This is a genomic window from Pseudomonas sp. LPH60 (assembly GCF_030718165.1).
Classification (GTDB): domain Bacteria; phylum Pseudomonadota; class Gammaproteobacteria; order Pseudomonadales; family Pseudomonadaceae; genus Aquipseudomonas; species Aquipseudomonas danubii.
Genome location: NZ_JAVAJH010000012.1, coordinates 39,641 through 65,092 on the forward strand (window position 1 = coordinate 39,641; position 25,452 = coordinate 65,092).

At 65.7% G+C, this 25,452-nt stretch carries 5 protein-coding genes; 1 reads left to right on the forward strand and 4 read right to left on the reverse strand.

The features are described 5' to 3' along the window. Positions 1–80: 80 nt before the first annotated feature. The 4 genes from Q8O96_RS30205 to Q8O96_RS30220 all read right to left on the reverse strand — a co-directional run bounded on the left by Q8O96_RS30205 (position 81) and on the right by Q8O96_RS30220 (position 24,148). Positions 81–10,643, reverse strand: a complete 10,563-nt coding sequence (locus Q8O96_RS30205) for a non-ribosomal peptide synthetase (protein WP_305950017.1) — start codon at positions 10,641–10,643, stop codon at positions 81–83. Then, positions 10,643–13,714, reverse strand: a complete 3,072-nt coding sequence (locus Q8O96_RS30210) for an amino acid adenylation domain-containing protein (RefSeq protein ID WP_305950018.1) — start codon at positions 13,712–13,714, stop codon at positions 10,643–10,645. The genes Q8O96_RS30205 and Q8O96_RS30210 overlap by 1 nt, the downstream gene beginning before the upstream one ends. A gap of 10 nt (positions 13,715–13,724) precedes the next feature. Continuing rightward, on the reverse strand, positions 13,725–14,783 hold the full coding sequence (locus tag Q8O96_RS30215) for a TauD/TfdA family dioxygenase (protein WP_060840287.1): 1,059 nt from the start codon (positions 14,781–14,783) through the stop codon (positions 13,725–13,727). Positions 14,784–14,851: 68 nt separating this feature from the next. Further along, complete coding sequence (locus Q8O96_RS30220) at positions 14,852–24,148, reverse strand: non-ribosomal peptide synthetase (protein WP_305950019.1); 9,297 nt, start codon at positions 24,146–24,148, stop codon at positions 14,852–14,854. A gap of 174 nt (positions 24,149–24,322) precedes the next feature. Between Q8O96_RS30220 and Q8O96_RS30225 the strand changes: the two genes are divergently transcribed. Continuing rightward, positions 24,323–25,291, forward strand: a complete 969-nt coding sequence (locus tag Q8O96_RS30225) for a siderophore-interacting protein (protein ID WP_305950020.1) — start codon at positions 24,323–24,325, stop codon at positions 25,289–25,291. The last annotated feature ends 161 nt before the right edge of the window (positions 25,292–25,452 follow it).

The following is a 25,452-nucleotide window of genomic DNA, read 5'->3' on the forward strand; positions in this document are numbered from 1 at the left end:
CCACCACCAGATTTCCCCCATCCAAAAAAAACGGGAGAACAGTCACCTGTCCTCCCGCCCATCACACCAATCAACGATACCTAAACCCCTAACAGCACCTCCCGCCTAACCGGCGTCCCGCCCTGCTGCGCCAACACCTGCGCCAGCGACCGCTCCGCCGAACCATCGGCCAACAGCCAGAGCATCTGCACCAACTGCAGATTCAGCGCCTCTACCGCCGCCTCGCTGAAGGCATTGAGACGATGGTCATAGTGGAACTGCAACTGCCCCTTGAGCTCGACATACAAAGTCAACGCCGAACTGGTCTGCTCGAAGCTGTGCATGCTCTCCAGACGCAAATCACCGACATCCCCACCCGCCGACGCCGCACTGACCGGATAGTTCTCGAACACGATCACCGTGTCGCTCAACTCCCCGCCCGGCAACCCGGCCCAGCGTTCGATATCGCTCAAGGCACTGTAACCGTGCTCGCGCATCAGCAGGTTGCGCCCTTGCAGTTCCTGCAGCCAATCACCCATACGCTGACCCGGCTCGATACTGGCCACCAGCGGCACATCGTTGATGTACAGCCCCAACTGCTGCTCGATGCCCTTGAGCTGTGGCGGGCGTCCGGCGATGGTGGCGCCGCAGGCCACCGTCGACTGACCGCAATGCACATGCAGGAGCAACAGCCAGGCCGCCTGCACCAGGGTGTTGGCGGTGATCTTCTGCTGCCGGGCGAAACGGGTCAGTTGCTCGGTCTGGGCCTCGTCGAACTCGAAGTAATGCTGACGATGCCCACCCCGCTGCCGATCGCCCTGGGCCATCGCGCAGGCACTGAGCAAGGTCGGCACCTTCAGTGGCTTGAGCTGTTCACGCCAGAAGCGTTCGTCGGCCTGCTGGTCACGGGCCTGCAGCCAGGCAATGTAGTCATGGTAGCCAGCCGGTCGGTGACTGATGGCCTGCCCGGTGTAGGCCGCCAACACATCGTTGAACAACTGGAACCCGCTCCAGCCGTCCAACAGGATGTGATGGTTGGTACAGATCAGCCGGTAGCGTCCCTCCCCCAGCTTGATCGCCTGCAGACGCAGCAACGGCGCCTGGGACAGGTCGAAGCCCTTGAGCCGGTCAGCCAGGGCCAGACGCTCCAGCGCAGCGCTGCTCAACACAGTGCCGTCGAGCTCCTGGAACGGCACCTCGACCTGCTTGTGGACCACCTGCAGCGGCTGCACCAGGGACCCGCCCCAGACAAAACGGCTGCGCAGGATCTCATGGGTATCCATGGCCTGCTGCCAGGCCTGACGCAGTCGCTGCGGGTCGACGCCTTGCACATCCATGCACATCTGGTTGACGAAATCCCCCGCCTCATGGTCCTGCAACTCATGCTGCAACAAGGCCTGCTGCATCGGCGCCAATGGGTAGATGTCCTCGATCTGCGCCGGCACCAGCGTCAGGGCGTCGAGCTGTTCCTGGGTCAGCCGCGCCAGCGGGAAGTCCGATGGCGTAACGCCGCCGCGGGCCTGGCAGCAATGCTCCACCAGTGCCTGCAGCGCCTGGACATAGTCCTGGGCCAAAGACTCGATCTGCGCACTGTCGAACATGCGCTGACTGAAGCTCCAGTCCAGGCGCAACTGGCCGTCGTACACCTTGCCGCTGATGGACAGCCAGTTGCCCAGGGGCGCATCGATGCTGGCATCCGCGCCATGGGCCTCGGGCGCCGGAATGAATAGCGCCTGAGGATCATCGAAACTACCGTCGAACTGCCCCAGGTAGTTGAAGGTGACCCGGGGCTGGGCCAGCCCCTGCAACGCCTCGCGACTGGCGGTATCCCCCAGGTAACGCAGGGCACCGTAGCCGATCCCCTTGTTGGGAATGGCCCGCAGCTGTTCCTTGATCCGCTTGATCGAAGACTCGGCGCTATCCCCGGCGCTCAGGCGCACCGGGAACACCGAGGTGAACCAGCCCACGGTGCGGCTCAGGTCCAGGTCCTCGAAGAGTTGCTCACGCCCGTGACCTTCCAGCTGGATCAGGGTCGAAGGCTGTCCGGTCCACTGCCCCATGACCTGGGCCAGGGCCGCCAGCAACAGGTCGTTGACCTGGGTCCGGTAGGCGGCTGGAGCGCGTTGCAGCAAGCGTTGGGTGGTCGCGGCATCGAGCTGGACCTGCACGCTGCCAGCGTCACGGCTCAAGGCCTGGGTGCCAGGTTCGACCCCAGGCAACGATGCCTGTGCGCCCGCAAGTTGCGCGCGCCAGTAGGCCAGTTCGGCCCGGGCCTCGGGCCCATGGGCATAGGCTTGCAGGCGTCGACCAAAGGCCTGATAAGAACTGCTCTTGGCAGGCAACTGCAGCGCTTGCCCGGCCAGCGCCTGGGTGTAGGCGCTTTGCAGGTCCTCGAACAACAGGCGCCAGGACACGCCATCCACCACGAGGTGATGGGCCACCAGCAACAAGCGCTGAGTGGAGTCCGCCAGGGTCACCAACAGCGCCCGCAACAAAGGCCCGCGCTGCAGGTCGAGGCTGCACTGGACCTTCTCGCAGAGCTGCTCCAGCTCGGCGGCGTTGGCGGCTTCGGCCTGCCACAACAGGTCCGGACCGGGCCCGGACTGATCCAGCGGACCATGGCTGGCACTCCAGCCTGCGCTCCCCTGCTGGAACTGCAGACGCAATCCGTCGTGATGTTCAAGCAAGGCTCGCAAGCCCTGCTTCAGGGCCAGCGGGTTCAAGGGCGTGGCCGGAATCAGCAGCACCGACTGATTGAAATGGTGCCGCTGGGGAATCGGCTCGGCAAAGAACAGACGCTGGATCGGCAGCAGCGGCATGTCGCCGCTCACCGGTCCCTGGTCGATGTCGTCCTGCACCCTGCACTGCGCCACCGCCGCCAGCCCTCCGATGGTCTGTTGCTCGAACAGGTCCTTGGGGGTAAAGCGGATCGAGGCCTGACGCGCTCGACTGACCAACTGCAGGGAGATGATCGAGTCCCCGCCCAGCTCGAAGAAGTTGTCGGTCAGACCGACCTGCGCCAGCTTCAGCACGTCCTGCCAGATCTGTGCGAGGCGCTTCTCCAGATCGCTGCGTGGCGCCACATAGGCGTGGCTGGCCTGGACCATTTCCGGCATGGGCAGCGCCTTGCGATCCAGCTTGCCATTGGGCGACAGCGGCAAGCGTTCGAGAAACAGCCAATAGGACGGCACCATGTAGTCGGGCAGGCAGGCCTTCAACGTCTGGCGCAGGGTTTCACGCAACCTTTCCTGGTCTTGCTCGTCCTCAAGCACGGTCGCGGCCGGCACCAGATAAGCCACCAGCCGCCGGCCATGGGCGGTGTCCTGGGCCAGAACCACCGCCTCGCTGACCTGTTCGTGGGCCATCAACCGCGCTTCGATTTCGCCCAGCTCGATGCGGAAGCCACGGATCTTCACCTGGTTGTCGATACGCCCCAGGTACTCGAACACCCCGTCACTACCCTGGCGCACCACATCCCCGGTGCGATACAGACGTCCCCCCAAGGGGCTGTAGGGATCGGGAACAAAGCGTTCGGCGGTCTGCGCGAAACGCTGCAGATAACCTCGCGCCAAGCCATTGCCGCCGATGTACAGCTCTCCGGCGACCCCCACTGGCAAGGGATTGAGATCGGCATCCAGGACATAGGCGCTGCGCTCGCCGACGCAATGGCCGATGGGCGCATAAGCAGCCTTGCAAGGCTCACCGGCAGCGGTTTTCCACACCAGCGGCGTGACCACGGTTTCGGTGGGCCCGTAACCGTTGATCATGTACTGAGGACGCAACACCTGCTGGACCAGCTCGAAGCTGGCCTGCGGCATGGCATCGCCGCCAAAGCTGTAGAGGCGCATGGGCGGCGGATTGCCGACCCGCTGCACATGTTCCGCCAACTGATGCAGGTACGCCGGAGGAAAACCGGCCATGGTCACGCCATGGCGGCGAATCGCTTCACAGGTCTGCTCTGGGGTCCACAGGCTGTCGTCACGCAGCAGCAGGCTGGCGCCGCAGACAAAGGCGGTCAGCCAGCGTTCATGAGCGCCGTCGAAGGAAAACGACAGGAAGTGCAGCTCACAGTCCTCGGGCGTCATGCCATAGCGTTCGCCGGTGGTGCGACAGTGCATCGCCAGCGGACCATGGGCCACGGTCACGCCCTTGGGCTGACCGGTGGAACCCGAGGTGTAGATCACATAGGCCAGGCTCTCTGGCGCCACTGTTACCGCAGGCGCGGTCAGCGGATGCTGCCCGACCTCCAGGCGCGACAGATCGAGCACCGCCAGACCGGCGGCCGAAGGCAGGCGCTGCAACGACTCGGTGTCACTGAGCAACAGGGCCATGCCGGAATCCGCCATGAGGTAGGCCAGGCGGTCGGCTGGGTAGCTCAGATCCAGCGGCACGAAGGCGCCGCCGGCCTTGAGCACCGCCAGCAAGGCCACCAGCAGCCCCTCGCCCCGGGGCAATGCCACGCCGACCCGGACCTCCTGGCCGACCCCGCGGGCCACCAGTTCATGGGCCAGGCGGTTGGCCCGCTGGTCCAGTTCTGCGTAAGTGAAGCGCTGCCCGGCAAACAGCACCGCCTGACGCTCCGGCCAGCGTTGTGCGAGGGCACCGATGCTCTCGTGTACCGCCGGCTCGATCCCCGGCGCGACGGGCGCTATGCATTGGCTCGCCGTCTCGGCCGGGGTCAGCAGCTCGATGGCGCCCAGTTGCAACTGGGGGTTATCAATCAGTTGCGCCAGCAGGTGTAGCAGATGGCCGTTGAGGCGCTCGATCACCGCCGCGCTGAAGGCCTCCCGGGCATAGCCGTAGCTGATGCTCAGGCGCTGCTCCAGCGCCACCGCCACCGACAACGGATAGTTGGTGCGTTCACGACTGTGCACGGCACCGAAGCGCACGCTGGAAGCCTCCTCCTGCTCCAGGGCCTGGGCCACCGGGTAGTTGTCGAAGACCAGCAGGGTATCGAACAGCGCTTCACCGCTGCTGCCGGCCCAGCGCTGGATATCGTTGAGCGGCGTATGTTCGTATTCGCGCAGTTGCAGATTGTGCGCCTGCACCTGTTGCAGCCACTGCGCCACGCTCATCTGCGCATCGGGGGTGGCGATCACCGGCAAGGTATTGATGAACAGACCGATCTGCTGCTCGATCCCCGGCAGCTCCGAAGGACGCCCCGCCACCGTCGCGCCAAAGGCCACGGTGCTCTGTCCGGTATAGCGCTGCAACAGCAGGAGCCAGGCCGCCTGCAACAGGGTGTTGGCGGTGATTTTCTGCTGCCGGGCGAAGGCCACCAGGCGCTCGGTCCACGGCTGGGTCCAATCATGGTGGAACTCGCCATGGCCGGCATCCGCGCCCGGGTTTTCCAGGGCGATGCTGCCTGCCAGCCGGGTCGGGGTCGACAAACGCCCCAGTTGCTCGCGCCAGAAACGTTCACAGGTGCTCAGATCCTGGCGTTGCAGCCACTGGATGTAGTCGCGATAACGCCCCGGAGCCTGTGGCGGCACCACCCCGGCGTAGCGTTGCAGGACCTCGTTCATCAACTGCGAACTGCTCCAGCCATCCATCAGGATGTGGTGGTTGGTGTAGATCAGTTGGTAGTCCTGGGCCGTGGTCTGCACCAGGCACAGGCGCAACAACGGTGCACGGTCGAAATGCGCACACAGGCTGCGTTCTTCGCCGGCCAGCGCGTCAAGGGCAGGCTCGCTGGCCTGCCCGTCCGACCAGTCGAGCACCCGGAACGGCAGCACCAGCTGACGCTGGACAATCTGCACCGGTTGCTCCAGCTCCGCTTGCCAGTGGAAGGAGGTACGCAGGATGTCGTGGGCCTGCAGGGCATCTTCCCAGGCCCGGCGGAAACGCTGCGGGTCCAGGCCCTGCACCGACACCCGGAACTGATTGACGTAATCGTCGCTGGCCTGCTCGTAGAGGGTGTGGAACAGCATGCCCTGCTGCATCGGCGACAAGGGGTACAAGTCGGCGATGGTACGTGGGGCCACCGGCAGCGCATCCAGCTGAGCCTGGTTCAACCCGGCCAGGGGGAAGTCCGATGGCGAGACGCCCGCCGAGGTATCCAGGGTGCAATGCTCGATCAGCGCCTGCAGTTCCAGCAGGTAATCATCGGCCAGGCGCTGAACCGTCTGCGGCTTGAACAACTGATGGCTGAAGCTCCAGCTCAGGGACAGTTCGCCCCCATAGACCTGGCTGTTGACCGTCAACCAATTGCTCAGTGGCGCCTCGTGGTGACGTTCGTCACCGGCCGCTTCCGGCGCCGGAGCCAAGAGTGACTGCGAGTCGAAGCTCTGGTCGAACTGCCCCAGGTAGTTGAAGGTGATCCTCGGCTGCGCAAGCCCCTGCAGGCGTTCGCGGACCGCGTCCGGCCCCAGGTAACGCAACGCGCCATAACCCAGGCCATTGGCCGGGACCCGACGCAAGTCCTCCTTGACCGCCTTGATCGAATCCGAGAGTGGCTGCGCCGGAGTCAGGCACAGCGGATAGAGACTGGTGAACCAGCCCACCGAACGCGACAGGTCGACATCGGCAAACAGTTCCTCGCGCCCGTGACCTTCCAACTGCACCAGCATCTGCGAATGCCCGGTCCAACGGCAGATCACGCGCGCCAGGGCGGCCAGCAACAGGTCGTTGATCTGGGTGCGATAGGCCTTGGGGGCTTCCTGCAACAGCTGGCTAGTCAGCTCCCGAGGCAGCCGGGCATTGATCGCCGTGCCATGGCACGCCAGGTTCGCCCCGGCGGGATAGTCCAGGGGCAGGCCCTGAGGCGCCTGCTCCAGTTGCCGGCACCAGTAATCCAGTTCGTCGGTGTGCCCAAGGCGCTGCGCCCAGTCTTGCAGGTGCACGGCCCAATCCTGGAAAGCACTGGTCTTGGACGGCAGGACCGGCACCGCACCCTCGGCCAACTGCCGATAAAGGCTTTGCAGGTCCTCCAGCAGAATCCGCCAGGACACGCCGTCCACCACCAGGTGATGGATGACCAGCAGCAAACGCTGGCTGCCATCGTCCAGGTCCATCAGCACCGCGCGCAACAGCGGCCCCTGTTCCAGGTCGAGACTGCTCTGGGCCTGTTGGCCCAGTGCCTGAATAGCTGCGGCATCCGCCACCCACTGCCGCCAGAGGCTGACCGGCTCGGGATGCTCCTGGTGTTCGGCCTGCCAGAGGCCGGCGTGCTGTCGGTACCTCAGGCGCAACGCATCGTGCTGCACCAGCAGTTGGTTCAGGGCACGCTCCAGCAGCGGCACCTGCAACGGCTCGCGAGGGGTCAGCAGCAGCGACTGGTTCCAGTGCTGGCGCTGGGGAATGTCGCTGGCAAAAAATACCTGCTGGATCGGCGTCAGCGGCATCGGGCCACGCACCGGTCCCTGATCGATGAACAAGGCCGTGCCTTGCTTGGCCACCGCTGCCAGCTCAAGAATGCTCTGGCTGCGGAACACGTCCCGGGAGGAAATCTGCAAGCCCGCCTGGCGTGCGCGGCTGACCATCTGGATGGCGATGATCGAGTCACCACCGAGTTCGAAGAAGTTGTCGTTGATACCGATTCGCGGCTGGTTCAAGACCTCCTGCCAGATATCCACCAGTGTCTGTTGCACGGGGTTCTGTGCCGCACGGTAGAGGTCCTGCGGACGGCCCTGCTCAGGGCGCGGCAAAGCCTGGCGATCCAGCTTGCCGTTGGGGCTCAGGGGCAGCGCCGGCAGCAACAGCAGATGGCTGGGCACCTGATGGGCCGACAGGTGCGCGTTCATGTGCTGCTTGAGCCCTTCCTTGCACTGATCCGGGTCGAGCCCGGACTGGCACACCAGATAGGCCACCAACTGCTTGCCCTGGGGTCCATCCAGGGCCAGTACCGCACACTCGCGCACCCAGGGATGACTGTGCAGGCAGGCCTGGATTTCTCCCGGCTCGACCCGGAAGCCACGAATCTTGATCTGCTGGTCGATGCGCCCGCAGAACTCGATGCTGCCGTCGCGGCGGTAGCGCACCTGATCGCCAGTGCGGTACAGGCGGGCGCCGCCCTGCGGGTCGAAAGGATCGGGGATGAAGCTGGCAGCGGTCAGCTCAGGGCGCCGATGGTAATCACGGGCCAGTCCGGCACCGGCCAGATACAGTTCGCCCAGGCTGCCGACGGCGGCCGGCTGGCCTTCGCTGTCCAGCACATAGGCGCGGACATTGGCCAGTGGCCGGCCCAGGGGAATCGACGCAGCCTGGGACCAGTCGCCCTCCACGGCCTGGGTCAGGGCGCCCACGGTGCTTTCGGTCGGCCCGTAGTGGTTGACGATCCGGCACTGCGGCGCCAGGCGCTGGATGCGCTCAACCAGGCTCACCGGGCAGGCTTCGCCACCCAGCACCAGGCACTGACGTGGCAGCACCGCGCCATTGTCCTCACCCAACAGCGCCGCCAGGTGCGAGGGGACAATTTTCAGCACATCGATCTGTTGCTGTTGCAGGTACTGGCCCAGGCCCGCACTGTCCACCGCCAGATCGGCGCTGATCACATGCAGCGCCTGGCCGCCGCACAGGGCACCGAACAGCACCGTGTGCCCAAGGTCCGCCGCCGGCGTGGACACCAGCGCCATGCTGCGGGCCGACGCCAGCGGCAGACGCTGATGAATGGCCGCCACGTAGTTGGCCAGGGCGCCGTGGCTGATGGTCACGCCCTTGGCCCGCCCCGTTGAGCCGGACGTGAAGATCACGTACGCCAGGTGTCCGGGAGCCGTCAGGGGTTCGAGGTTGTCGGCACTCAGGGCCTGGCGTGCCGGCGAATCCTCGAGGGGCTCGATACAGAGCCCGGGCAGATCGGCAAAACGCCCGATCAGCTGCTGTTGGGCCAGCAACTGGGTAATCCCGCTGTCCTCGATCATGCCGTTGAGGCGTTCCTGCGGGTATTCGGGGTCCAGAGGCACGTAGGCGCCGCCGGCCTTGAGCACCGCCAGCAGGCCCACGATCATCTCGATCGAGCGTTGCGCGGCAATGCCCACCAGCACATCCGGCCCCACGCCGCGTTCGCGCAGCTGACGCGCCAGGCGGTTGGCCTGCGCATTGAGCTGTTGATACGTCAGTTGCTGCCCGGCGCAGACCACGGCCGGCGCATCGGGGCTGCGCAGCGCATGCGCCTCGACACAGGCCGGTACCGACAAGGGTGGACGCTCAAAGGCGCTGCCGAGGTTCCACTGCTCCAGTATCTGCGTGCGCTCTGCCGCATCGAGCATCGGCAGTTCGCCCAGGCGACGCTGCGGTTCGCGCACCACCGCCTGCAACAGGTTGTGCCAATGCCGGGCCATCTGCTCGATGGTCTGCGGGTCGAACAGGTCGCTAGCGTAGACCAGCGCCCCCTGCAGGCGTCCGCCTTCTTCATGGGTGTTGAAGGTCAGGTCGAAGCGCACGGCTTCGCTGTCGCTGGCCAGGGCCTCGATCTTCAGCCCGGGAATCTCCACCCGCGCGCCTTCGTTGTCCCCCGCCAGGTGGTTGTAGAGCACCTGGAACAAGGGGCTCTGGTTCAAGCTGCGCTCAGGCTGCAGGGCATCGACCAGTTGTTCGAACGGCAGGTCCTGATGCGCCTGGGCCTCCAGCACCCGGGTCTTGACCTGGGCCAGCAAGGCACTGAATGACTGCTGCGGGTCGATCTCGGCCTGCAGCACCTGGGTGTTGACGAAAAAGCCGATCAGCCCCTCGACTTCGGCCCGCGTGCGGTTGGCCACCGGCGTGCCCACGCGAATGCTGCGGGCACCGCTGTAGCGCTGCAGCAGCACCTGCAGGGACGCCAGCAGCACCATGAACAGGGTGCAGCCGGTACTCGCGGCCAGTTCGCGCACACCGCGGTCCAGGTCCTGATCGAAGACCATGGCGTGGCGCCCGCCCCGGGCACTGCGCAGCGGCGGGCGCGGCCGGTCCAGAGGCAGTTCCAGGGTCAAGGGTTCGCTGCCCAGGCGCTCGCGCCAGTACTGCAGCTGCCGCTCGGCTTCACCGGCTTCCAGCCACAGGCGCTGCCAAACGGCGAAGTCGGCGTACTGCACCGCCAGCGGCGCCAGGTCCGGCGCGCGCTGGTATTGGCGCCAGTGCTCATAGGCGCTGGTCACCTCGCCCACCAGGATCGGCAGCGACCAGGCATCACTGATGATGTGATGGGTACAGAACAGCAGCACATGTTCCTGGGGCCCGAGCTTGATCAGGGTCGCCCGCAACAGCAGGTCGTGCTCCAGGTCGAAGGGGCGTTCGCCCTGCTCCGTCACCTGTTCGGCCACCTGTGGGCCGGCGTCCTCAAGGTGGCTGTAATCCAGCCGTTGCAGGAGGAATTCGCGCTGCGGATGAATCACCTGCATCACTTGCTGGCCGTCCAGGCTGAAGGTGCTGCGCAGCACCTCATGGCGGTCGATCAGGTACTGGATACTGCGTTGCAGATCAGCGTCCTGCAGGTCGCCCTGCAAGCGCAGCACCGCCAATTGGTTGTAGGCGCTGGAGGTGGGCTCCAGTTGCCAGAGAAACCACAGGCGCTGCTGGGCATAGGACGCGCACATCAGCGTCTGGTCCTGGCTGCGCCCAGGGATCGGCAACAGGTCCAGGGACAGCCCCTGCTCGATCATCTTGCGCTGCAAGGCGCTACGCTCCTGGGGGCTGAACGCGGCGAACCGCTTGGACAGCGCCAGCATGCGCTCGGGTAACGGATTCATCACTCCTGGGCCTCCGCAAACAGGGCTTCCAAGGCATCGACCTTGTCCCCTGTCACCCCGGAATCACGATGCAGCTCGACCTGTCGGGCCAGCAGCTCCACCGTTTCGCCCTCAAAGAACACCCGCAGCGGCAAGGACAGGTTGAGCTCGCTTTGCACCTTGGAGCGAATGCGCGTGGCCAGCAGCGAGTGGCCGCCCAGGGCAAAGAAGTTGTCATGCACACCGACCCGCTCCAGTTGCAGCGCCTCTTGCCAGATGGCGGCCAGGGTGGCCTCCAGCTCGTTGCGCGGCGCCACATAGGCGCTGCCTTGCAGCTCCAGAGCGCTCAGGGCGTTACGGTCCAGCTTGCCGTTGGGGGTCAGGGGGAAACGCTCCAGGACACTGAGGAACGACGGCACCATGTACTCGGGCAACTGCTCGCGCAGCTGGGCCAGCAGGGCCTGCTCCTGGGCCTCGCGGTCGTCGACCTGGGCCAGCACCACATACGCCACCAACTGTTTGCCGGCCGCCGTGTCCCGGGTCACGACAGCGGCTTCGCGCACATTGGCAGCTTGCCCGAGCAGGCTTTCGATCTCGCCCAGCTCAATGCGAAAGCCTCGGATCTTCAGTTGGAAGTCAATCCGACCGAGGTAGTCGAGCGTGCCCTGGGGCAAGCTGCTGACCCGGTCCCCGGTGCGATACAGGCGCGCGCCGGGGGTGCTGGCGAACGGGTCCGGGAGGAAGCGACTGGCGGTCAGGGCCGGACGCTTGAGGTAGCCACGGGCCAGGCCCGGACCTCCGATGAACAGCTCGCCCTCGCGACCGATACCGGCCAGTCCGGCTTCTTCATCCAGCACCCGCAGTCGCGTACCGGCGATAGCGCCACCGATGGCCACCCGCTCATCCTCAGGCGGCTGCTCCACGGCGAAAGCCGAACACCAGACCGCACTTTCCGAAGGGCCGTATTCATTCACCAGCAAGGTCTCGGGCAGCCGTTCCCGGTGCCGCAGGGCCAGCTCCACCGGACAGGCTTCGCCGGCCACGATCACACAGCGCAGTGACGGCTGCTGCAGGGCTTCGAGGATTTGCGCATAGAACGATGGCAGGGCCAGAAAGTGGGAAATCCGCTGCGCGTCGATGAGCTCGGCGACCTGCTGCGGGTCCTTGTGCTGTTCTTCGCTGGGCAGGTACAAGGTCGCGCCCTGGCTCAGGGTCCAGAAGATCCCCGCCACGGAGCTGTCGAAGGAGAACGAGGACAGCATCAGGAAACGTTCCAGGGGCGCCTGGTAGAACGCGCCGCGGGCCAGGGTCGAGGTGCTGGCATTGGCGTGGGACACCATCACGCCCTTGGGTTTGCCGGTGGAGCCCGAGGTATAGATGACATACGCCAGGTTGTCGCCCGTGCTGCGGCTGGGCAGCGCTTGGGCGTTGCCGCTCAACAGTTGAGGGTCCAGGCTGATCTGGGGCAGGTCGGCCGGCAGGACGATGTCCGGATGCAGGGGTTGCAGGCTGATCAGGCAGCGCACCGCTGCGTCCTCGAGCATGAAGGACAGGCGCTCGCTGGGATAGGCCGGGTCCAGCGGCAGGTAGGCGCCACCGGCCTTGAGAATCCCCAGCAGGGCCACCACGATCTCGATGGAACGCGCCCCATAGACTCCGACGATGGCGTCGCTGTCGACCCCTTGCTGGCGCAAGCTGTGGGCCAGCTGATTGGCCTGACGGTCGAGCTCGGCGTAAGTGATTTCCCGGCCATCGACATGGATCGCGGCACGCTCGGGAAAGGCCCGGGCGGCCTCTTCGAACAGCTGGTGCAGCAGCGGTGCATCGGCGGCGCTCAGGTCCGCGCTGCGATCGAAATCCTGCAACAGGCGCTGCGCCTGATCAGCGCTGACCAACGGCAATTGCTCAAGGGTCAGGCTGCTGTCCGCGGCGGCCGCTTTGAGCCACTGGGCGAACTGTTCGAGCCAGGCGGCAGGCAGGCCGTCGGGCAGCAGACGGGGCTGCCAGCTCAGTTGCAGCGACAGCTGGTCGGCCTCGGCCCGGGCCTGCAGGTGCAGCTTCTCGAAGTACGCCCGATCGAGGAGCAGCTCCTGCACCTCGGCGCCTTCGCTGTAGGAGCAACCCAGGTCCAGGGGACGGGGCTGCTCGGCGCCGAACGCTTCCAGCTCGTTCAGGCAATCCTGCCAAGAGCGGCTCAGGTCCAGCTGATGACGGAACGCCTGCAGGTTGTCTTGCAAGGTGGCTTGGGGGTGCAACGTGACGGCCACGGGCAGGCGCCGGCTGAAATGGCCCAGGGTCTGCTGCAACTGGTCGCTGCGACCGTCCACGGTCAGCGCCACCAACAGCGAGTCCTGCTGGCTCAGCCCGGCGAGGAAACCGGCCCAGAGGAACAGCAGGCTGTCCTCGACACTCAGCTCGGCCGCACTGGCCAATTGGCGCAATGCCGGTGCCAGATCGGTGTCCAGGCGGCATTCCTGCAACTGCGGCGCAAAGTCCAGGCGGCGCTCGAACGGCAGGCGCACGCCCGGCTGCTGTCCGGCATACAGAGTGCGCCAGAACTGCAGGCCTTCGCGACCGATCGCCTCCTCCCCCAGCTCGCTCTGCCAGGCGGCGTAATCGGCGTACTGCAGGCTGTCGAACGCTGGCAACTGCCGTCCCGCGCACAGTTGCTGCAGTTCGGTCATCAGCAATGAAAGAGACTGGCGGTCACAGCTGGCCAGGGTCACGCTGATCAGCAACTGACGATCCAGCAGCGAGGCCACCAGGGGCACTTCGGCCAGGGCCAGGCGATCCTCGGCACGGGCCTGTTGCAGGCTGCGCCCCGCTTCCAGCGACAGGCGCAGGCGCACCTGGGGGGTGATTTCCTGCACCGGTTGCTTGAAGCCGGGCACCTGCCGGTAGCGGGTGCGCAGGATTTCGTGGCGCTGGCACACCTCGTTCAGTGCGGCCTCCAGCACAGCACGCTCGGGCGGCGTGTCGAAGGACAGGAGCGCCTGCGCCGCCAGCGGCTGGCCCAGGTACTGCTGCTGGGAAAGAATCGCGGCCTGCTGGGCCGAAATCTGAAACGTCTCTGCTTGGGAAAAGTCGGTCATGCTGATGTCCTTAACCAATGGCCACGTCGGTGCTTTTCAGCGGGACGGCCATGGCTGTGAGTATTTTGCGCGGGCCTGAATATTCGTTGCGGGCGTGCAGGGTGAGGATGTTGTCGAGCATCACGACGTCGCCCTTCTCCCAGGGAAACTCCACCATCACCTCGCGATAGAGCTGTTGCAGATGGGTGATGTAGTCATCGGGGATCGGGCTGCCATCGCCAAAGAAGGTGTTTTGCGGCAGGTCCTCGGGCGCGAACTCCGCCAGCAGGCTGTCGCGGATGCTCTCTGGCAGGGTCAGGGCATTGAAGAACGTCGCATGGTTGAACCACACGCTCTCGCCGGTACGCGGATGCCGGACCATGGCCGGGCCCTGTTGCCGGGTGCGCAGGCGGTTGCCGGATTTCCACTCCGGGGTCACGCCGATCTTCGCGCAATAGGCCTCGACCTCGGCGCGGTTGTCGGTCTGGAACACGGTCTGCCAGGGCAGCCCCATGCCGTCGCCATAGTTGCGCACATAGAGCACGCGCTTGCGCTGGAACTCTTCGCGCACCTGTGGATCGATCCGCGCCAGCAAATGCCGGGTGTCGCCAAATGGCGTCTCGCCGCCGGTGGTCGACGGCACGTCGCAGTAGAAATACAGGTGCAGCGGAAACACCGGGGAATAGGAGTGCTCGTTGTGGGGAAAGATCTTTTCCACGGCCGGGTAGTCGGTGGAGCTGTAGACGTTGAGTTTCTTGGTGATCTGGGTCCGCGGCGAGGCCCGGAACAGGTACTCCAGGGCACCACCGGAAATCGAATCGACGCACTGGTTGAATTCGTTGATGTCCTGCACCGCGAAGCCGCGGAACAACAACGTTGCGTGCCGGTCGAGCTTTTCCTGGAGCAGCTCGCGGTTTTCCCCGGCCCACTGCGCCAGCCCCACGCCAGGAACGTTCGGCGTACACAGCAGGGGAATCGAGCTGTTCTCGAACAGCGGCGTGAACGTCACCAGGCTGGATTGGTCCAGGCTCAAGCTCTTGCGCCGTCCCTTGCCCAATGCCGGTATGGCTTGAGACTCGAATTTCGACATGACCCACCTCCGATTCGCGGTATCAGGCGCGGCGATCGCACGCGCCTGCATGATTGTTCAATATGGCTTCACTCGACCGGCACCCGTCCTGGACGGCGCCGCTGAATCGGGTGCTGTTGCTTGAGCAGGGCCTGGCGCTGTTGCAACTGGTCTCGCTCGCGCAGGTATTGGATATCCCGTGCCTGGTTCAGCAACGCCGCCAACGGCGCCTGGGTATCGACCACCATCAGCTCGAACACCGCCTGCAACTGCTCGAACAGGCACGCCATGTCCGCGGCGGTGTAGAGCCCGGCATCGCACTTCAGGCCGAGGTAGATGCCCTGGGGCGCATTGACGAACTCGGCCACCAGGTCCAGCTCCGCGGCAGCCCTGCCGGCAGCCACCGGCTGCACGTCCAGGCCGTCGATCGACAAGGGCTGATCAAGGCTTTCCTGATAGATGAACTTGATGCTGAACAACGGCGAACGACCGGCGCGCCGGACCACCCGCAGCGCCTCCACCAGGCGCTCGAAAGGCAGGTCCTGGTGATCCGAAGCACCGATGACCGTGCTCCGTGTCACCTGCAGCAAGTCGCTGACGCACTGTTGTTCCTCGACACTTATCTGCAATACCAGTTGGTTAACGAAGAAGCCCACCAGATCTTCAACGCCGGCGTGATTGCGGTTAGCGATATCGGTCCCCAGACGCACCCGCGAACTGTCGCTGCGCTGCCCCACCACCAGGGCAAAACCTGCCAGCAGCAGCATGTACAACGTCACCCCCTGGGCACTGGCAAAGGCGCGCAGCGCCTGGCTCTGAGCCGCCGAAAAATGGAACTCGTGGAGATCGCACAAGGGTGACGGCGTCTGCCCTGGCTGCACCGTGGCACTGGCGGGCAAGCGCGTGAGGTGATGGTCATCGCCCAGGACATCACGCCAGTAATCGAGCTGACGCTGCAGCTCACCGCCTTCGAGCCATTGGCGCTGCCAGACAGCGAAGTCCACGTAATGCAGGGCCGGCTCCGGCAACGGGCTGGCCGTGGCGGTCCGATGGGCGTGATACAGGCTTACGAACTCGGTCGGCAGAATGCCGAACGACCAATGGTCGGCGACGATGTGGTGCAGGGTCATGAGCAGCAGGTGCCGTTGCGGCTCCAGCCGCAGCAGGCGTACACGCATCGGCGGGCCGGCGATCAGGTCGAAGGGCTCCGCGGCCTGTTGCTGCAACTGCTGCTGGGCCATGGTCTCGCGCTCGGCCACTGGCAAGGCGCACAGGTCATCGAACACGAACGACAGCGGCAGGTGGCGATGGACGTGCTGCCAGCTCTCGCCTTCGACCTCGCTGTAGGTGGTACGCAATACCGAATGCCGCTGCATCAGTGATTTGAAGGCTTGCCGCACCGCCTCGATGTCCAGCTCGCCACGCAACTCCAGGGCCCGGGCGATGTTGTACATCGAGCTCTGCGGCTCCAACTGCCAGAGGAACCACAAGCGCTGCTGGGCAAAGGACAACGGCTGTGGCCGCGAGTCATCCACCCGGCACAAGGCCGGGGCCGCCTCCGGAGCCTCAGTGGCGCCCAGGGCGGCGACAAAGGCTTGCAGGTCGGGCGCATCGAACAGGGTCCGCAGCGCGGCCTGCAAGCCCAGCTCATGCCGCACCCGGCTGATGACCTGGGTGGCCAGCAACGAGTGCCCGCCCAGGGCGAAGAAGTTGTCCTGCAGGCCGACCCGCTCGACTTCGAGCACGCTCTGCCAGATCGCCGCCACCTGCTGCTGCAGTTTGCTGTGCGGGGCCACATAGGCTTGTTGCAAGGCACTCAAGTCCGGCTTGGGCAGGGCCTTGCGGTCCAGCTTGCCGTTCGGGTTGAGGGGCAGGCGCGGCAACAGCAACAGGTGGCTCGGCAACATGTAATCCGGCAGCGTTTCCTTGAGCCCGGCCTTGATCAGCGCGCAACGCTCGGCCTGTGCCTGAGCATCGCCCAGGCCGTCGTCGGTATCCCCAGGCAACGCAGAGGGCACCACATAGGCCACCAGTTGCATGCCGTTGTTGGCCGGCACGGCCAGCACCACCGCCTCACGCACATCTGGCCGAGCCGACAGGCGCGCCTCGATTTCCCCCAGTTCGATGCGGAAGCCGCGGATCTTCACCTGATGATCGATGCGGCCGATGTACTCGATCGCCCCTTGCGGGTTGTAACGCGCCAGGTCGCCACTGCGATACAGCCGGGCGCCGGGCTGACCGGCAAAGGGGTCGGGAATGAAGCGCTCGGCGGTCAGTCCCGGCCGGTCAAAATACCCCTGGGCCAGGCTCGACGCAGAACCGATGCACAGCTCTCCGGTGCCGCCTTCGGGCAGCAGATTGAGGTCGCCGTCGATGATCCGCAGGGCGCGGCCGATGATCGGCTGGCCGATCGGGATGCCGTAGACCTCGCTGGCATCCTGCTCCCGGCAGTCGTGGACACTGGAGACCACGGTGGCCTCGGTCGGGCCGTAGGTATTGAGCAGGCGTACCCCCCCAAGCCCGGCGGCGTGCCACAGGCGCAAGCCCTCCACCGACATCGCCTCGCCGCCGACATGCACCTGGCGCAGGCGCCCCAGGCTGCGGATACCGTCGGCCATGCACTGCTTGGCCAGCAAGTGCCAGTAAGCCGCCGGCAGGTCGGCCAGGGTCACGCCCTGGCTGACGATCACCGCCGCCAGTTGCTCGACGGCCCAGGGCTCGTCGCCGCGCATCACCAGGGCCGCGCCGAGGCAAAGGGCTGGGTAACACTGCTCGACGAAACCGTCGAAGCTGAAGGTGGCGAATTGCAGCACCTTGTCGGTGGCGGTGAGCGCCGAATAATCCGCCGCCGCTTCGCAGAACGCCGACAAGGCCCGGTGATCGATGGCCACGCCCTTGGGGACCCCGGTGGAGCCCGAGGTGTAGATCACATAGGCCAGGTCTTGCGGGCAGGCGCGGTTCTGCGGATCGGCGCTGGAGCAATGGCTCAAGCGTTGCGCCAGGCTCGGCAGATCCCAATGCAGCACGCTGTCGGGCAGCAGCGGCGCGGCCCAGGTGCCGGTGTCGCTGAGCAGCAGGCTCAGGCGGCTGTCGGCAATCATGAACGCCAGACGCTCTTGCGGGTATTGCGGGTCCAGGGGCACATAGGCCGCGCCACTCTTGAGCACCGCCAGCAGGCTGACGATCAGTTGCGGGCCGCGCTTGAGTGCCAGGCCGACCCGATCCCCCGGGCCAATCCCCTGGGCTTGCAGGCAATGGGCCAGGCGGTTGGCCTGGGCGTTCAACTGGCCATAGTCCAGTTGCTCGCCATCGACCACCAGCGCCAGCGCCTCGGGCGTGGCCGCCGCCTGCGCGGCGATCCGCTGGTGCACCAGCGGCGCCTGGGCGGGCACCACCTCGGCCAGCTGGCTGTGCTGCAGCAAGTCCTGGCGCGCCTGTTCGCTCAACAACTGCAAGCCCCCCAGGGCCGCGTCGGGATCGGCCATGAACTGCAGCAGCAAATGCCGCAACTGGACACAGAAGCCCTGGACCTGATCGGCACTGAAACGACTGCGGTCATAGCTGAAGTCCAGGCTCAGGTGCTCGCCCAACTCGATGCCCAGGGTCAGCGGATAGCTGGTCTGCTCGTGGTTGGCCAGGCCGGAGAACTGCAGCCCGGCCGGAGCCCCCTCCTTGAGGGCCTGGGCCACGGGGAAGTTCTCGAACACCAGCAGGCTGTCGAACAAGGGGGCGCCCTGGTGCCCGGCCCAACCCTGGATCTCGTAGAGCGGCACGTGCTCGTGTTCGCGCAAGCCCAGATTGAGCGCCTGCATCTGCTCAAGCCATTGCCCCACGCTGCACTGCGAACGTGGCTGGCAAATGATCGGCAAGGTATTGATGAACAGCCCCAACTGCTGCTCGATACCCGGCAGCGGCGCCGAACGCCCCGCCACGGTGGCACCGAAGATCACGCACTGCTGCGCGCAATAACGCTGCAGCAACAGCGCCCAGGCGGCTTGCAGCACAGTGTTCAGGGTGACCTTCTGCTGCCGGGCAAAGCTGCCCAGGCGTTGTGTCAGCGCCTGGTCGAACCCTTCCAGGTGCTGCCCATGGCCGCTGCCCGACACCGGCTTGCGCACCCCGTCGGCGAGCAAGGTCGGCGAGTCCATGGCGTGCAGGCGCTCGCTCCAGAACTGTTGTGCAGCCGGGGCCGACTGCTGCTGCAACCAGCCCAGGTAGTCGCGATAGCGGCCTTGGGGCGCCGGCAAGCGAGCGCCGCCGTACAACTGGATCACTTCGGCCAGCAGGCTGGCATTGCTCCAGCCATCGAGCAGCAGGTGGTGGCAGGTGTAGATCAGGTGCCAGTGGTTGTCGGCGATGGGCACCAGCAGCAGGCGCAGCAAGGGCGCCCGATCCAGCTCGAACCCCCGGGAACGCTCTTGCGCGGCCAGTAGATCGAGATCCGCCGGGGCCGATGCCAGTACCTGCAACGGCACCTTGACCCGGTTCCTGACCAACTGATGGGCGCTGTCCAGCCCTTCCCAGTGCACGCTGCTGCGCAGGATAGGGTGGCGATCCAGGGCACTCTGCCAGGCATCGGCAAAGCGCTGGGGATCAAGGCCGTGGATGTCCAGGCGCAACTGGTTGATGTAGGCCTGTTCCTGGGACTCGTAGAGGGTATGGAACAGCATGCCCTGCTGCATCGGCGTCAGCGGATACAGGTCCTCGATGGCAACCGCCGGCACCGGCAGCGCGTCGAGCTGTTGCTGGGAGATCCGTGCCAGCGGGAAGTCCGAAGGCGTAGCTTGGGCCTGATCCAGCCCACAGCAGTGCTCGATCAGCAGGCGCAGCTCGGCGAGGTAGTCATCGGCCAGCCGCTGGATGCTGGAGTCGCTGAACATTTCCTCGCTGTAGCCCCACTGCAACGCCAGTTCGCCGCCATAGACCTGGCCTTCCAGGGTCAGCCAGTTGGCCAGGGGTGCCTGTGGGTCCTGAGCCTGCCCGCTGCTCTGGCTGGCCGGCGTCCACAACGCCTGCTCATCGAACTGGCGATCGAACTGGCCCAGGTAGTTGAAGGTGATCCGTGGCTGCGGCAATGCCGCCAGCGCCTGACGCTGGGCCGGGCTGCCCAGGTAGCGCAGCAAGCCGTAGCCCAGCCCCTTGCCGGGGATCGCGCGCAGTTGCTCCTTGATCCCCTTGATTGCAGCCCCAGCTTGCTCGGCCGGCTGCAGGCGCACCGGGTACAGGCTGGTGAACCAGCCCAGGGTGCGGGTCAGGTCCAGATCGTCGAACAGGTCCTCGCGACCATGCCCTTCCAACTGGATCAGGGCCGAAGCCTGCCCGGTCCAGCGGCACAGTACGCGAGCCAGGGCGGTCAACAGCAGGTCGTTGACCTGGGTGCGATAGGCGCTCACAGCCTGTTGCAGCAGTTTGCGGGTCAGCCCCACATCCAGTCGCGACTCGATCTTGCGGCCATGACGGTTCTGCAGGCCGCCCGCTGGGTTGTCACAGGGCAAGTCGCCGGCTCCGCTCTGCTGCGCCAGCCAGTACGGCAGTTCGGTCTCGCGCTGCGGCGCATGCTCCCGCAAGCGCCGGGCCCAGGCCTGATAGGCACTGGTCTTGGGTGGCAGTTGCACCGTCTGAGCCTCCGCCAACTGCCGGTAGGCCTGTTGCAGGTCCTCCAGCAGCACCCGCCAGGACACCCCATCCACCACCAGGTGGTGGATCACCAGCAACAGTTGCTGGCGACCCGACTCGTGCTCCACCAGGACCGCGCGTACCAGGGGGCCGGCTTGCAGGTCCAGGCTGCGCTGGGCCTCGTCGCACACTGCCGCCAGGGCCTGGTCATGCTCGACCCGGCACTGCCACAGGTCGAAGTGGCTGGCAGGCTCGGCATAGGCCTGCTGCCAACCCTGCTGCGTGCCGACAAAGCGCAGGCGCAAGGCATCGTGATGATTGACCACCTGCAACAACGCCACCTGCAACAGCGCTGGCTGCAAGGGCTGGCGCGGGTCCAGCAGCAACGACTGGTTCCAGTGCCCCGGTCGAGGCACCTCCTGAGCCAGGAACCAGTGCTGTACCGGGGTCAACGGCACCTCACCGGTCACTGGTCCCTGGTCGATCTGCGGCTGATCGTCGAGGACCGCGACCTGGGCCAGGCTGCGCACGCTCTGGTACTGGAACAGGTCCCGGGGCGCCAGACGGACCCCGGCCTGACGGGCGCGACTGACCACCTGGATCGAGATGATCGAATCACCGCCAAGCTCGAAAAAGTTATCGTCCAGGCCTACCTGAGCGAGCCCCAGCACATCGCACCAGATGCCCGCCAGGGCCTTCTGCATGGCGTTCTCCGGGGCCACATAGGCCAGTTGCGGCGCCGTCTCGGGCAGCGGCAAGGCCTTGCGGTCGAGCTTGCCGTTGGCGGTCACCGGCAAGCGATCCAGGGCCAGCAGGTGATGGGGCACCATGTACTCCGGCAGGCTGCTGACCAGCCAGGCCTTGAGTTCGTCGGTCCACCCCTGGGCCTGGGCGCCCTCTTGCAACACCAGATACGCCACCAGGTGCTTGGCGTTCTGCACCAGCACCACGGCCTCGCGCACGCTCGGGTGCTGCATCAGCCGGGCTTCGATTTCACCCAGCTCGATACGCAGGCCCCGCAGCTTGACCTGATGGTCCAGGCGGCCCAGGTATTCGATCACCCCATCGGCCCGCTGGCGCACCCGGTCGCCGGTGCGATACAGCCGCGCCCCCTGGTGGAAGGGGCAAGGTACAAAGCGCTCGGCGGTCAGGGCCGGGCGCCGGTGATAACAGCGAGCCAGCCCGAGGCCGCCCAGATAGAGCTCACCGGCAACACCCGCCGGTACCGGTTGCAACTGGGCATCCAGGACATGGGTACGCAGGTTGGCGATCGGCTGGCCAATCGGCACGCTGCTTGCGCCTTCGTCGACACAGGTCCAGTGGGTGACGTCGATCGCCGCCTCGGTCGGGCCGTAGAGGTTGTACAGGCCAGCGCCCGGCAATCGGGCGAAGACCTGCTGCTGGGCATCCAGGGGCAAGGCCTCGCCACTGCAAACGATGCGTTTGAGGCTGGCGCAGGCCGACACGCCCTGCTCATGGATGAAGGCCTGGAGCATCGAGGGCACAAAGTGCAGGGTGCTGATGCCGTGGTCGATGATGGTGTCGATCAGGCGCGCCGGCTCACGGTGGGCCCCCGGGGCCGCCACCACCAGCCGGGCACCGGTCATCAGCGGCCAGAAAAATTCCCAGACCGAGACGTCGAAGCTGAACGGGGTTTTCTGCAGCACCGCGTCACTGGCGTCCAGGCCATAGGCCTGCTGCATCCAGTACAGACGGTTGACCAGCGCCGCGTGGCTGTTGCCAGCCCCCTTGGGCTTGCCGGTGGAACCCGAGGTGTAGATCACATAGGCCAGGTTCAGCGGGTCGACCGGCGTCTCCAGCGGGCCGCTGTCATAAGCCAGCAGCGCGTCCTGATCCTGGTCCAGGAGGATGACCTTGAGCGCCTCTGCATCGGCTTGGAAATCCAGCAGCGGCAGCAGCGAACGCTGGCTCAGCAAGAGGCGGATGCCGCTGTCCTCGATCATGTAGGCCAAGCGGTCCCGGGGGTATTCCGGGTCCAGGGGCACGTAGGCGCCACCGGCCTTGTGGATCGCCAGCAGGCCCACGACCATTTCGATGGAGCGTTCGATGCAGATGCCCACCAGCACATCCGCCGCCACACCCAGTTCACGCAGCAAGCGGGCCAGCCGGTTGGCTCGGGCATCCAGTTCGGCGTAGCTCAGTTGCTGCTCGCCGAACACCAAGGCGCAGGCGTCGGGGGTACGCCGGACCTGAGCTTCGATCAGTTGCGGCATGCTCAACCCGGTGGGGTAAGCCTGCGCCGTGGCGTTCCAATCGTGCACCAGGGTCTGGCGCTCCCGGGCATCGAGCATCGGCAACTCGCCGATGCGCTGCTCGGCATCCTCCAGCATGCCTTGCAGCAGTGCGGTCCAATGCCGCGCCATGCGTGCGATGGTGTCAGCGTCAAACAGGTCTTCGGCGTAGGTCAGGGCGGCGTGCAGCTTGCCGGACTTCTCGTAGGTGTCCAGGGTCAGGTCGAACTGGGTGGTGCGGCTCTGCCATTGCACCAGGCTCAGCTCCAGCCCGGACGCTGTCTGTACCGTGCTGATATCCGCCACCTGGGGCTGGTGGTTGTACATCACCTGGAACAGCGGTGTGTGGCTCAGGTTGCGCTCCAGCTTCAAGGCTTCAACCAGTTGCTCGAACGGCAGGTCCTGATGAGCCTGGGCACCCAGCGCCGCCTCTTTGACGGCCTGCAGCAGTTCGCTGACCCGGATCTGGCCGGTGAGCTGGGTGCGCAGCACCTGAGTGTTGACGAAAAAGCCGATCAGGCCTTCGACCTCGGCGCGGTTGCGGTTGGCGATGGGTACGCCGACGCGAATGTCGTCCTGGCCGCTGTAACGGTGCAGCAGCACATTGAAGGCGCCGAGCAACAGCATGAACAGGGTCACATTGTGCTGTTTGGCCAAAGCCCGCAGTTGCTCGGCCAACTCCGGCGCCACGGCGAAGTCATAGCGGGTGCCACGGTAGCTGGGCATCGCCGGGCGTCCATGGTCAGTGGGCAGTTCCAGCACCGGATGCTCGCTCCCCAACTGCGCCTGCCAGTACTCCAGCTGCCGTGCCTGCTCCCCTGCCTCCAGCCAGCGCCGCTGCCACAAGGCATAGTCGCTGTACTGGATTGGCAACGCCGGCAGTTGCGGCTGATCGCCCCGTTCGAAGGCGTCGTAGCAACGGATGAACTCGTCGATCAGCACGTTCATCGACCAGCCGTCAGAGACGATATGGTGCAAGGTCAGGAGCAACACGTGCTCCTCGGCGGCCAGCCTGATCAGCTTGACCCGCAGCAACGGACCGGTTGCCAGGTCGAACGGCAGCAGCGACTGCTGCTGCGCCTGTGCCGCCACCGCCTGCTCCTGTTCCGATGCATCGGTTGCACTCAGATCCAGGTATTGCACGGCCAGCTCGACCTCTGCCGCAGCCTGTTCCAGGCGATCATCGGCGTGGCGCTTGAACACCGTGCGCAGGGTCTCGTGGCGCGCCACCAGGGCGGCGAATGCCTGCTCCAGCGCCTGGTGATTCAGCGCCCCCGTCAGACGCACCGCCCCCGGCAGGTTGTAGGCGCCACTCTCGGGGTCCAGCTGCCACAGGAACCACATGCGCCGCTGGGCGTAGGACAGTTCCTGACGGTCCTCCACGGCCACGTCGGCAGGGATTGGAAACAACGAAAAGTCGATATTTTCCGCCCGCAGACTATCGAGGAACAACCGGCGCTTCTCCAGCGGCAGCTCGATAAATCGGCGTGCAAGTTTCAGGGACTTTTCAGCGTTCATCTGGATTCATCCGTACATGTTGGGTATCGAGCGTTGGCTCGGCTATCCCTACGAAACGGATGGGCCTGGTGAAAAATTAACCCCCTGCGCGACAGGCAGATCAGGGCTTGCACGGTAAATTCCAGCGCTTGCGGCTCGTCAAATCAGGACCTTCCCCTTAATAAGGTCGCGATCATGTCCTCAGCCACTTCCCTGGCCAGCTCACTGGCAAATGGCTTGCGCAAGCTGGTAGGTGCCGGCGCCCAACAACCCCGGAGCTACCGGCTGATCAACGTCGAACTCAAGCAACGCATCGACCTCAGCCCCTCCATGACCCGCCTGGTGTTCGGCGGCGAGGACATCGCCCAGGCCCGCACCCTGGCCCCGGACCAGCGCATCAAGCTGCTGTTTCCCGGGGCCGACGGCACGCCTGCGCAATTGCCGGTGGAAGGCGACTGGCAAGCGGCCCGGCGCCAGTTGCCGGCCGAGCAGCAGCCACCGATGCGCACTTACACCATTCGTGCCTTGCGCATGCAGCCGGCAGAGATGGATGTGGATTTCGTGCTGCACGGGGTCAACGGCCCGGCCTCTGCCTGGGCCACCCACGCCCGGCCCGGCGACCGCCTGCAGATGGTGGTGCCGAACAAGGCCTACAGCGGCGACCCCGGCGGTTATGAGTGGCTGCCGCCGGCGGGGATTGGCAAGGTGCTGCTGATGGGCGATGAAACCGCCCTGCCCGCCATCGCCGGGATTCTGGAGGAGTTGCAGGATTACCCGGATTACCCGGACGTGCAGGTGTTCATCGAGGTGCCCTGCGAAAGCGACTGCATCGACCTGCGCTGCCATCCGCAGACCCGGGTCAACTGGCTGCCTCGGGACGTGCTCAATGCCCAACACGGTGAAACCCTGATCCATGCCGCCCGGGAGCTGGCCGAGCTGCCGCCGGCCAATAGCGGCCGACGGCAGCTCAAGGTTTCCGAGCGCCACGACGCGCAACGGCTCTGGGACACCGCAGCGCCAGCAGACAACCATTTCTATGCCTGGATAGCCGGCGAGTCGGCGACGGTGATGAGCATCCGCCGCCATCTGATCAACGAGCGCGGCCAGGAACGGCGCAACCTGACCCTGATGGGGTACTGGCGCCTGGGTATGTCCCTGGGTTGAGCCCACCAACCACCCCCTTTTCCCTATAGCCGCTGCCGAGCCCGCGAAGCTGCGCAAAGGCCCGAAGGCCCTTGCTTGGCGATCGCCAGTCGAACCTTTGGAGCCCTCAGGTTTTTTGCGTCCCTGCGGGCCGTGCGCAGCCTGCGGCAGCGGCTACAGGG